Genomic DNA, 11,432 nt, shown 5'->3' on the forward strand with positions numbered 1-11,432 from the left:
TTTATACCTCCTTAAAATATTTTTTCCGTGCAAAAATCATGTAAGCTGTGTGAGCAACCATTCGATCGAATGGTCGTAAACGTTCTGGATTGGTTTTATACTGTCTGAAAAGGCTTTCCCATATTTCGATTTGAAAAAATCCATTTTTTTGAAGTTCATCGACAACTTGTTGAACTTGATTGGTCGTAGGGCAAACTATTGCCAAATTTCCTGATCCAATCAAGCTATCGTAGCATTGTCGAATGTAGTTCCATGGATCGGGAACATCTAAGAATATCGCATCCACAACTTCATCAAAACCTTCGGATATATCCTTCAGCTTCAACACGACTCTATCTAGAAGTCCCCATTTTCTTAAATTTTCCTCGGCTAGCTTAAGAAACTCTTCCCGTTTTTCGTAGGCAAAAACTTTTCCACAACTTCCAACGGCTCTGGCAAGGGCTGCGCACATTGCTCCACTTCCAACACCTGCATCTATAACTTTATCACCTTCTTTGACATCGAGCATAAGAAGGATAAACCCCATGTCCTTTGGGTAAACTATTTGCGTTTTCCTTTTCATGTGGTAAATTTCATCGACAAATCTTGGCCTAAGTGCAACAAATTTTTGCCCAGTATGGGTGTGAAAGGTCCCACCAAAGGGCTTGTCAACCAATTCTTCCGTTTTTATTATTCCCTTATGTGTTCCAATTTGTTTTCCATCTACCGTGAAAATGAATTCACTTTCATCTTCAAATACAGCCATCACGTTATCTCCAAGCTTTATGAATTCTCTGCTCATAACCCACCACGCCCAATCAATGTTGATAGGATTGTACAGGAAAAGTCACCCAGATCTCCCTTGGAAAACTGTACCTTATATCCACGTATTTTGCAAGAACTTCTGACCTTTTTCCATCGATGAGTATGTAAACCCTATCCAACATACCAAAGGTATTGAAGATGCTGAAAAGAACTTGATGCAAAAAATATCTCTCTTGAAGAAAATCAAAGGCTTTCAAACTGGAGGATTTAAGGTCCAAAACCAAAGCAGTTTCAACAAAAAAGTATGCGTTTAAAACATCTGCAGGTACGAAGGTTTTAAAATTGCTCGAAGGACTTGCCAGTTTGTTGAAGATTGCCAGAACGATATCTTCATCTTTTTGAAAGGACACATTTACCACAGATGGATTCAAATGATCGTCGAAATAAACAACTTTGGCATTTGCTGCAAGCAACAACATTGGAACAACAGCGATTATGACCAACACGAAAAACATTCTCATTTTATCAATTCCTCCAATTGTGTAACAACCTCATTCAATAGATCCTCATCTTCAACCAACACGAGAAAAGAAACTCGGTTCAACGGTAAGCACACTAGCGGGCAAATTTCCAGTTTTAAGTTGAACTGCTCGCACAATTTTGATGCTAGGTTTCGAGTTAAAGAATAAACGTACCAATCTGCTCCTTCAAAATCTGGAGAGTAAGGCCTGATTATTATTCTGTTATCTCCTTTTGCATAAAGTAAAAGTATTTTTTCTTTTGAAGCCTCAACCCAACGCTCAATTGGAAGTATCTGAATTTCCATGCTTGCAGCTGGTAATCTTCCAAGAATTAATTTGATCAAACCTTCAGATGTCGCAACTTTTTGAAGTTTTGAACCAGGTTCTAGATCAAAGCTAACAATTTCTTCCCCAGCGTTGAAAAACTTATCTTTCCATCCTACCGTTCCTTTGCTGACAAGTTTTATCCTGCCTTTTTCCTCAATCATTTCCAATTTGTTTTCTCCGTTAAAAACTATTTCGATTATTTCACCAGTTTTTGATATGTCCCATACGATCATTTCGGCAAGGTATATCGTTTCTCCTTGCTTGAAAAACGGTATACCAAAGATTTGCATGACTTTGTCAAAGGGCACAAATTCTACCTTTTGTGTAATTCCGTCCAAATTCAGCAAATTACTGGATTTTGAATAACCCACAACGTGATTGTTCCAAACCAAATATTCAAAACCTCCAACTGCACCAAGTTTTGGTTTGGGAAGACGAAGATATGCCATATAATTGTCAAAGACTTTTACGAACGTTTCCCACGGTAAGCCCGATTCCTTTGATGAATAAAGGATCTTGTCACCTAAGATCAGTTGGTAGGCAAGCAGAACTTCGATTATCGTGATTGTCAAAACAACGACTAGCAAAAATCTCAATATTTAAACACACTCCTTCCAATGAATTCTCTTAGAATAGATGTTCTTGGTATGTCTTCGATGTTGGTCACAGGTAAGAAATAATCCAAAAGCTTCATCAATCTCAGTGCTTCAGAGTATTCTGGCTCACTTTGCTGAATTTGAATGAGTAATTGTTCAGCAAATATTTTTAAAACCGCTAGTTCGTATACGATGGCAGAATTAAACATGACATCGGCTTCTTCTTGAAATGGGAATATGTATCTTTCCTCACCCCTTCTGACACTAGGCCACATTCTCAGCGTTACCAAAGCCGAATGACCTCTGAACTTATAATCTCTCACAAGCCTTCTTATCAATCTTGTATCGGTTGTCGTAATTCTGTTGTGCGGGTCTAAGTTGAGTTGCGTTAAAGCACTGACGTAAATTTTAAATTTCAACGATCTATCTATAGATTTCGTCAGCTCTTCGTTTAGGCCATGAATTCCTTCAATCACGATTGGTTGATTCTTTTCAAGTTTAATTTTCCTACCAATCCACGTCCTTTTTCCCAATTTGAAATCGAACTTTGGAATCTCAACTTCTTTTCCTTCCAGCAAGGCTGTTAAATGTTCGTTGAACAAGGAAATGTCTATGGCGTTGATTGATTCAAAGTCATAGTTACCTTCTTCATCCCTTGGAGTAAATTCTCTGTCGACAAAGTAATCGTCCAAGGAGATCGTGACTGGTTTAAAACCAAGGGTTTTTAATTGGATCATCAACCTTTTGGCAAAAGTTGTTTTTCCAGATGCCGATGGACCAGCGATCAATATCAGACGTGCTGAGCTGTTTGCGAACTGCTCGGCGATTTGAGCTATTCTTTTCTCATGCAGCGATTCGTTCAAAAGTATTAGTTCTATTACTTCTCTTTCTCCTTTTGCTATTAATTCGTTCAAATCGGCTACGGTACTTACACCTATAATTTCAAGCCATCTAGCGTACTCCAGAAAAACTGCGGATAACTTTGGAAGCGGTTTTGGAATGGTTAATTTGGTCGGATCCTTTTGATCTGGAAGCACAACCAAAAATCCTTCACCGCTTGGTTGAAGATCAAAGAGTTTCAAATAACCTGTGCTTGGAACCATGTAGCCGTAGTAATAATCGTAATAATCCAGACATTTGTAAAGTTTTATCGTCTTCTTTTTTCGGAATTTGAACAACCTCACTCGATCTTCTTCTCCTTGTTTTTTTAGAATTTCGAAAGCTTCGTCTTTGTAAAATTCGAATTTCTCAAAAGGTATATCTTGTTCCACATACCATTTCATCCTTTTGGCTATTTCTTCAAGTTTTTCTTTAGTAAGTGAAACGACCTTTCCTTCTTTTCTCAGTTCGCAGTACAATGCGTTATCCAGCGAGTGCAACACCCATAGTTGACCGTCTGGATAAAACTCCTTCAAGACTTTGTTCAACAAAAAAAGAACTCCTCGTTGATATATCCTCAAACCATCCAGCGAATTGAGCCTTACAAATTCTATTTCTCCAGACCGCTCGATAGGTTTGTTCAACTCCACAATCATATTTCCAATTCGTGCGGCAACGGCGGGGTTGGGGGAGTTTTTCAGCTCCATGGGTAAATGATCTATGAGCCGATCACCTGGATTTATGGCAATAGTTTCATCCGTACCTTTGATTTTCAATAAAAGCTTCTCCATGTTCTATCCACCTCCAGGTGAAAACAAAATACCTTTCAAAGTCAAAAAGCAAATTTTACAAGTCATCTTTATTCTATCACACGTGGAGGTGTCAACTTAAGCTGGGAAAGATAAAATAAACGGGAACCAACTCTTCTCACCGAAAGGAGGTTCCCGTAAAGATGAAAGTTACAACAACAAATATCACCGAGTACCTATACCAAATTATACCAAACCTTTTTCAAAGACAAAGAGTTCCACATGAGGCGAAAGTATGAACTTGCATTAAGGAAGGCAGCAGCCATAATTGGAGTCAGTCATGAAGCCTTGAGGAAATGGTGGACAAGGATGAAGGAAGGGATATTTGCTGAGAAGATAGAAGGCAATGCAGTAGTAGCTATAGACGAGATGAAGGTGAACATAAATGAGGTTAAGAGGAAGAAAGTGATCTATGCGTTGGTCAGTAAGACACGAGAGAAAGGCAAAGCAAGGGCCATGGTACTGGGAAGCGAGAAAAAAGAATATGGGATATTGGGAACACGAGCATGAGAGGTTTGGGGAAAGAAGTCTTGTTGAGAGCGTGATAGGGATAAAAAGGTACAGGCTGAGGCGTTTTAACATAAGCAGGTTATGGTACAAGAGGAGGGATGAGGACATAGTGAAGTGGCTATTTCCATTTCTTCTATTAGTGCAGTTTTCCTTCTTAAGTTGACAGGTCCATCGCACGTTTTATTACATATTTGGTGTAAAATAACAACAAACTAGCTTAAAAAATCCATTGGAGGTGTGAAAGTTGAAAATAAGCGACTACTTTGAAGTAGGGACACCCGCTGCAATCTTATCGTGGGGTCAACTCGACACACCTTTGGCAAAGACAGCGCACGGGCTTCTTAGACACAGTAAAGTTTTTAAACCGGTTTGCGTTGTAGACAAACTTTCTGGTACCGTTGGGAAATACGTTTCACACGTTCGTTATGATGTACCGATCGTTAAAAATATCGTTGAAGCTTTAAAATGCGGAGCAAAAGTTCTTCTGGTGGGCGTTGCACCTGTGGGAGGAACGTTGCCAAAAGAAATGGTCAACTTGATTCTAGATGCCATCAAATCTGGTATGGACGTTGTTTCTGGTTTACATGTAAAGCTTTCTGAGACAGAGCCTTTTAAATCTGTGGCAAAGGCATGCGGGATTAGAATAATAGATGTTCGCAAGTACACAGGAGAGTTGAAGATTTTTTCAGGGAAAATTTATGGTTCCAAAGTTATCCGGGTTGCATGCCTTGGAACCGATTGTGCCAGCGGCAAGAGGACGACATGCGTTCAACTTTGGCAAAGGGCACTTGAAAGAAAAATTCCAGCAGGTTTTTTGGCCACAGGCCAAACTGGTATAATGATCGGCGCGGATGAGGGAGCACCGTTGGATGCAATTCCAGCAGATTTTATCCCAGGAGTTGTCGAGGATTTGATTTTGAAGCTTGAATCTGAAGGAAAAAAGGTTGTTTTCATCGAAGGTCAAGGGGCACTTCGTCATCCTGCCTATGGTCAGGTTACGCTCGGCTTAGTTTACGGTTGCATGCCTCAATTTGCAATTGTTGCACATGATCCATCGAGAAATTGTTTTGAATTCTTTCCACAAATTCCTTTGAAACCGGATGTTGGTGCCGAGATTGATCTTTTGAAAAAGTTTGTTGATGTAGACATTTTGGGTATATCCTGTTTGGACGATTCTTATTCTCACGATGGACTTTTTGTTTTTAATCCGTTTGACGATAAAGCGCTCGATTGTATTCTCGATAAACTGGAGGTGGTTTTGTGAAAATCAAATCCGTGGAGTTCAAAAGAGTGTTTTACCGCTACAAAGAACCGTTTACGATTTCTTTGGGGACTCATGAAACACAGGAAAACGTAGAAGTTTGCATAACCTTGGAAGATGGTACAAGAGGATATGGTGAGGCTTCTGCTTTGTTTGTGATTTCTGGAGAAACTCCGCAAATGCTGGAGAAGATGGAAAAAACTGTTCAGGAAATGATTGCTGGAATGTCAGTTGAAAGGTATGAGCTTATTTTTGAGCAAACCCAAAAGTTGAAAGCAACTCCCGCGATAAAGGCAGCTGTGGAATGTGCTGTAATCGATGCTTTCTGTAAGAGACATGGGTTGAGACAATATGAGTTTTTTGGAGGAGCAAAGAATAAAATCGAAACCGATATTACGATTGGAATAACAACTTTAGAAAGAACTGTTGAAAAAGCCAAAAAATATTATTCGGAAGGATTCAGAATTCTTAAGATAAAAGTTGGCAAAAATCTTAAGGAAGATGTGGAGAAGATTCTTAAGGTAAACGAAATTGGAAAGGATTTATCGTTCATAGTTGATGCCAATCAAGGTTATAGCCCAAAGGAAGCAGTGGAACTTGCTCAAATTTTGTATCGCGAAAAAATAAATGTCGTCGTTTTCGAACAACCAGTGAAAAAAGATGACATATTGGGTTTGAAATACGTAAGGTGGAACAGTCCGTACCCTGTTGCAGCCGATGAGTCGGTTTTCACGATGTACGATGCCTTAAGGTTGATTAAAGAAGAAGCGATAGACATGATAAACATAAAACTCATGAAATCAGGAATAAGCGATGCTTTGGCAATAGTAAAACTTGCAAAGGCGGCAGGAATACAGCTTATGATCGGTTGCATGGGTGAAAGCAGTCTTGGCATTTCGGCAAGCATTCACTTTGCAGCAGGTACAGGCGCTTTTGCATACCACGATCTGGATTCACATCTTTCCTTAGTTGAAGAAACATTCAGAGGGGACTTCAAGCAGCAAGGTCCTTTGATAACCCTTGAGGAAACATAATAGACAAAAAAACTCCAATATTTTCGTAATGTAATCTCTATAGAATATAATTGAAAAGTTTTGCAAAGATAGGAGGTGTTACTGTGCTTCCACTTGGCGATATTCAAGAATACGTCGATCGCGTGAAAAAAGCAGTTGAATACCTCAAGGAAAAGATCAATGTTCAGCCAAAAATAGCCATAATACTAGGTTCAGGATTAGGGGGAATAGCCAAAGCCCTTGAGAATCCCGTGGTCATCAAGTATTCGGAAATACCAGGTTTTCCTGTTTCAACCGCACCGGGGCACAAAGGTGAGCTTCTCTTTGGGAAGTTGTCTGGAAAAGATGTCATGTTGATGAACGGTAGATTTCACTATTATGAAGGGTATTCGATGCGTGATGTCACCTTTCCAATAAGAGTCATGCAACTTCTTGGAGTTAAGTATTTGTTCATTACCAACGCGGCAGGTGGTTTGAATCCAACGTTCGACGTTGGTAAGCCGATGATCATTGTAGATCACATCAACTTTATGGGAGACAATCCGTTGATCGGTCCAAATGTCGATGAGTGGGGTCCAAGGTTTCCAGATATGAGTGAGCCATACAACAAGGAATTGATAAAACTTGCCGAGAAGGTCGCTCAAGAGGAAGGTATAGAAGTTTACAAAGGTGTTTACGTTGCGGTTGCCGGACCAAACTTCGAGACACGAGCAGAATTAAAGATGTTGAGAAATTTTGGAGCCGATGCGGTTGGTATGTCCACGGTGCCAGAAGTTATAGTAGCTTGCCATGCTGGTATAAAAGTTTTAGGCATATCTGCTATAACGGATAGGGCTGTACCAGAGGATTTGAAACCGTTAACTGCAGAGGAAGTTTTGAAAATCGCTGAAAAAACAGGTGAAAAAATTGCAAGGATTATAATGGGTGTTGTGAAGTTACTTGATTAGACAAGGAGGTTCAAAATGAGAGTATTTTTGGACAACGATAGAACAACGAAAGTTCTTCCAGAAGTTGCCGAAGTGGTTGTAAAGTACATGACTGAAAAATTTGCAAGGCCTGACGGGCTTTACGAGTCCGCCCAGGAGATTTACGATGAACTTGAAGCTGCTAGGGAATTTTTTGCCAAAAGCATAAACGCTTCATCGGGTGAAGAAATAATCTTCACATCTGGTGCAACCGAGGCAAACAATTTGGCACTTTTGGGTGTTGCAAGGGCCAACAAATCCAAGGGAAATCACATCATAATCTCGGCATTGGAACATGGTTCTGTAATGAAAATAGCGGATGTTTTGCAAAAAGAGGGTTTTGAAGTAACAGTTGTTCCAGTTGACCATGAAGGAATAATTGATCTTGACTTTCTTGAGAAGTCGATAAAACCAACCACGATTCTTGTAAGCATCATTGCGATTGGACATTTCGTTGGCTCGATAATGCCTTTGAAGGAAGTTAGCCAGATCTTGAAAAGACAAGACCATCGGATATACTTCCACACCGATGCGGCTGAGATGTACGCCAAGTTTCCAATCGACGTTCAGGAGCTTGGAATAGACCTTATGAGTGTGAGTGCCCATAAATTCCATGGTCCAAAAGGCGTTGGATTTCTCTACGCTAGAAAAGGCGTTAGATTGCAGCCAATAATGTTTGGTGCGGAATCTTACGATAAAAGACGTCCCGGTGGAGAAAACGTTCCAGGAGTCATGGGAATGAAAAAAGCCGCAGAACTTGCTTTCGAAGAGATGGATCAAAGCTTACAGAGGCTAAGAGAACTTCAAGAGTATTTCATAAACCGCGTGGAATCTGAAATAGAGTACGTGGTTTTGAATGGCCCTAGAGGAGAAAAAAGAACACCTTACAACGTGAACTTTAGCTTTTCCTTCATAGAAGGTGAAGCAATCAGTCTTGCCTTGAGTCTTGAAGGAGTAGAGGTGGCAACTGGTTCTGCCTGTGCTTCCGAGACCTTGGAACCAAACTACGCCATACTCGCAATCGGCGGGGATCATGAAAGGGCACACGGTTCGATACGCTTTACCTTCAATAGATTTACAACCAAAGAAGAACTTGATTATACCGTTGACAAACTGAAAAAAGTTGTCTCGTGGCTCAGGCAAATAAGTCCAATTAAACCAGGGAGGTGATCGGTATGCTGAAATACACGGAGCTGGTTTTGGATCATTTTAAAAATCCAAGAAACATGGGAAGAATGGAAGACGCTGATGTAACGGCAACGGAAGGAAGTATAGCTTGTGGAGATATGATGACGGTTTATCTGAAGATAGAGAACGATAGAATCGTTGATATAAAATTTGAATCTTACGGTTGTGCTGCCAACATAGCTACCGCGTCTATGATGACAGAGGTTGTCAAAGGAATGACAATTGAGGAGGCAAAAAAGATAACTTGGAAAGACATAGTTGAAAGACTCGGAGGACTTCCGCAAATTAAATATCACTGCAGCAACCTCGCCGTTGATACTTTGAAAAAGGCCATTGAAGAATACGAAAAATCTTTGGCTAGGAAGTGATTCTTATGAGGGTTTACCTTGACCACGCGGCTACCACACGCGTGTTTGATGAAGTTGCAAAAGAGGTTTTAAAGGTTTTTACAGAAGTCTTTGGTAACGCCTCAAGTTTGCATTCCCATGGAGAAAAGGCAAAGAAAATCTACGAAGAATCGCGGAAAACGATAGCAAAATTCATCAATTGTTCGGCTGACGAGTTGATTTTCACCTCCGGTGGGACAGAGTCAGACAATCTTGCGATAATCGGTTTCCTGAAAGCCAACTTTCCAAACGGAGGCCATGTAATAACAACCCAAATCGAACATCCTGCTGTACTTGAGGTTGCAAGGTTTTTGGAAAAATCTGGGTACGAGGTAACGTATTTGCCGCCAACTTCGGACGGATACGTTACACCAGAAGATTTCAAGAGAGCAATTAGAAAAAACACCGTTTTAGCATCGATAATGTGGGTCAACAACGAAACAGGTGTTATTCAACCTATTGAGGAAATATCGAAAATTTGCAGAGAACATGGTATAGTTCTTCATTCGGATGCCGTTCAAGCCATCGGTAAAATCCGCGTTGATGCAAGAATGGTCGATATGTTATCTGCATCTGGCCATAAATTTTACGCACCAAAAGGTTGTGGATTCTTATTTGTCAGCAATTCTGTAAAAATCGAACCGATTATTCTTGGTGGAGGACATGAAAAGGGTTTGAGAAGTGGTACGGAAAACGTCCCAGGCGCGGTTGGAATGGCAACCGCTTTGAGTGTGATAAACGCGAACTTTGTTGAATGGAATAAAAAAATGCAAAAATTAAAGCAGATGATTCTCGACGCAATTCAAGATATTCCTGACCACCACATCAACGGTTCTAACACAATACATTCTCATGTAAATGTGGCTTTCAAAGGGGTTAGTGGGGAAGCTTTGGCTACCGCTTTGGATATGCGAGGGATATCGGTTTCTACAGCTTCTGCATGTGCCTCACACCACGGAACAAAGAGATCTCACGTTTTAACCGCGATGAAACTGGAGGACTGGATGATAGATGGTGCAATCAGAATAAGCCTTGGATATGACAACACAGAAGAAGAAATAGCTTACTTTGTCAAAGTTTTGCAGGAAGAAGTGTACAGGCTGAGAAGACTTGAGAGGTGATTTTGCTTGGCGTATTCAGAAAAATTCAAAGAACTTTTCATGCGCCCAAGACACTGCAACGAAATTGAGTATACCCATACTGCCGAAGTAGTTTATCCTGAACACGGTGATAGAGTGAGAATTTTCATAAAAGTCGAAGGAAATTTAATAAAGGACATAGCTTTCAAGGCATCTGGATGTCCAAGGGTTATAGCGGCATCGGAAGCAGTCTGCAGGTTGGCAAATGGAAAGAATTTGGAAGCGATAAATTCGCTGGAAGAAAAAGACGTTCGCAACGAAATGGAGTTTTTTGATGAAGGTTATGAGTGCATAAAAGCCCCTTTAGAAGCTTTGAAAAAAGCCTTACTTGATGTGAATTGAAATTTTGAGCAATGGTTCTAAGGGCGTTTGTCTACAGTCTTTTGGCAGGATCGGCAACTGGTTTGGGAGCCATCCCTTTTTTGCTTTTCAAAAAAGGGTTAAAGGAAAAGTATATAGACATTCTTTTAGGTTTTGCAGCTGGTGTAATGCTTGCCGCAAGTGCTTTCAGCTTGGTTGTACCTTCTTTAGAGCTCGGTGGACCAATTAAGTTTGCAATAGGTTTTATGCTTGGGGGATTTTTGGTTGATTTTGTTGATAAATTGATACCACACGAACACTTTTTGAAAGGTCATGAAGGCATCGAGACGAAAAGGCTGAAGGGAATTTGGCTGTTTGTAATTGCCATAACCATACACAACTTTCCAGAAGGCATGGCTGTTGGGGTTGGGGTTTACACTCCTCACGCGTTTTCCATAGCTTTAGCAATCGCGTTGCAAAACATCCCGGAAGGAGCTGCAACCGCTGCTGCGCTTTTGAATGCAGGTTATAAACCACTTAAGGCTTTTTTTGTCTCTCTTTTAACTGGTTTGGTTGAAGTTGTGGGAGGCTTGCTTGGCATTCTTTTGATAAACGTTGCAGAAGGGCTACTTTCTTATTTAATGGCGCTGGCAGCTGGTGCTATGATCTTTGTGATAAGCGACGAAGTATTACCGGAAACACATTTAAGAGGCTTGGAAAGGTTGACAACCTATTGGGTTTTGATAGGTTTTGCGCTTATGACTATTTTGGATCTTATTGTAGGTTGAAAAAAA

Annotated in this window: 14 protein-coding genes; 10 read left to right on the plus strand and 4 right to left on the minus strand. The window is 40.5% G+C overall.

The window, feature by feature from the left end; genetic code table 11:
- Position 1: 1 nt before the first annotated feature.
- From THETH_RS04530 to THETH_RS04545, 4 genes are read right to left on the minus strand one after another with little or no spacing between them, the layout of a single operon-like run.
- Positions 2–781 carry a tRNA (adenine-N1)-methyltransferase gene (locus THETH_RS04530; RefSeq protein WP_041446398.1) on the minus strand — a complete coding sequence of 260 codons (780 nt, stop codon included), beginning with the start codon at positions 779–781 and terminating at the stop codon, positions 2–4.
- Between the two features lie 16 nt (positions 782–797).
- Entirely contained in the window at positions 798–1,265 is a 468-nt protein-coding gene (locus THETH_RS04535) for a GerMN domain-containing protein (RefSeq protein WP_013932199.1), read from the minus strand.
- Positions 1,262–2,188 carry a DUF4941 domain-containing protein gene (locus tag THETH_RS04540; protein WP_013932200.1) on the minus strand — a complete coding sequence of 309 codons (927 nt, stop codon included), beginning with the start codon at positions 2,186–2,188 and terminating at the stop codon, positions 1,262–1,264. Before THETH_RS04540 ends, THETH_RS04535 begins: the two co-directional genes overlap by 4 nt.
- Positions 2,185–3,858: a nucleoside kinase gene (locus THETH_RS04545; RefSeq protein ID WP_013932201.1), complete on the minus strand. Its 1,674-nt coding sequence runs from the start codon at positions 3,856–3,858 to the stop codon at positions 2,185–2,187. The genes THETH_RS04540 and THETH_RS04545 overlap by 4 nt, the downstream gene beginning before the upstream one ends.
- Positions 3,859–4,098: 240 nt before the next feature.
- Between THETH_RS04545 and THETH_RS04550 the strand changes: the two genes are divergently transcribed.
- From THETH_RS04550 to THETH_RS04590, 10 genes are all read left to right on the plus strand, one after another.
- Positions 4,099–4,386: a hypothetical protein gene (locus THETH_RS04550; RefSeq protein ID WP_013932202.1), complete on the plus strand. Its 288-nt coding sequence runs from the start codon at positions 4,099–4,101 to the stop codon at positions 4,384–4,386.
- Complete coding sequence (locus THETH_RS10485) at positions 4,361–4,549, plus strand: hypothetical protein (protein WP_013931581.1); 189 nt, start codon at positions 4,361–4,363, stop codon at positions 4,547–4,549. The genes THETH_RS04550 and THETH_RS10485 overlap by 26 nt, the downstream gene beginning before the upstream one ends.
- An 81-nt stretch (positions 4,550–4,630) precedes the next feature.
- Positions 4,631–5,650, plus strand: a complete 1,020-nt coding sequence (locus THETH_RS04555) for a DUF1611 domain-containing protein (protein ID WP_013932203.1) — start codon at positions 4,631–4,633, stop codon at positions 5,648–5,650.
- A complete protein-coding gene (locus THETH_RS04560) occupies positions 5,647–6,681 on the plus strand; it encodes an L-Ala-D/L-Glu epimerase (protein ID WP_013932204.1) in 1,035 nt (344 codons plus the stop codon). The genes THETH_RS04555 and THETH_RS04560 overlap by 4 nt, the downstream gene beginning before the upstream one ends.
- 83 nt (positions 6,682–6,764) lie before the next feature.
- The gene (locus THETH_RS04565) at positions 6,765–7,607 is read left to right on the plus strand and encodes a purine-nucleoside phosphorylase (protein ID WP_013932205.1); all 843 of its coding nucleotides are present in this window, start codon (positions 6,765–6,767) and stop codon (positions 7,605–7,607) included.
- Between the two features lie 15 nt (positions 7,608–7,622).
- Positions 7,623–8,795, plus strand: coding sequence for a cysteine desulfurase family protein (locus THETH_RS04570; RefSeq protein ID WP_013932206.1), 1,173 nt, complete (start codon positions 7,623–7,625; stop codon positions 8,793–8,795).
- Between the two features lie 5 nt (positions 8,796–8,800).
- Positions 8,801–9,181 carry an iron-sulfur cluster assembly scaffold protein gene (locus tag THETH_RS04575; protein ID WP_013932207.1) on the plus strand — a complete coding sequence of 127 codons (381 nt, stop codon included), beginning with the start codon at positions 8,801–8,803 and terminating at the stop codon, positions 9,179–9,181.
- A 5-nt stretch (positions 9,182–9,186) separates the two neighbouring features.
- On the plus strand, positions 9,187–10,320 hold the full coding sequence (locus THETH_RS04580; RefSeq protein ID WP_013932208.1) for a cysteine desulfurase family protein: 1,134 nt from the start codon (positions 9,187–9,189) through the stop codon (positions 10,318–10,320).
- A gap of 6 nt (positions 10,321–10,326) precedes the next feature.
- The gene (locus THETH_RS04585; protein ID WP_013932209.1) at positions 10,327–10,680 is read left to right on the plus strand and encodes an iron-sulfur cluster assembly scaffold protein; all 354 of its coding nucleotides are present in this window, start codon (positions 10,327–10,329) and stop codon (positions 10,678–10,680) included.
- 11 nt (positions 10,681–10,691) lie between these two features.
- Positions 10,692–11,426, plus strand: coding sequence for a ZIP family metal transporter (locus THETH_RS04590; protein ID WP_013932210.1), 735 nt, complete (start codon positions 10,692–10,694; stop codon positions 11,424–11,426).
- Positions 11,427–11,432: the final 6 nt, after the last annotated feature.

The organism is Pseudothermotoga thermarum DSM 5069 (assembly GCF_000217815.1).
In the GTDB taxonomy this organism is placed as follows: Bacteria; Thermotogota; Thermotogae; order Thermotogales; family DSM-5069; genus Pseudothermotoga; species Pseudothermotoga thermarum.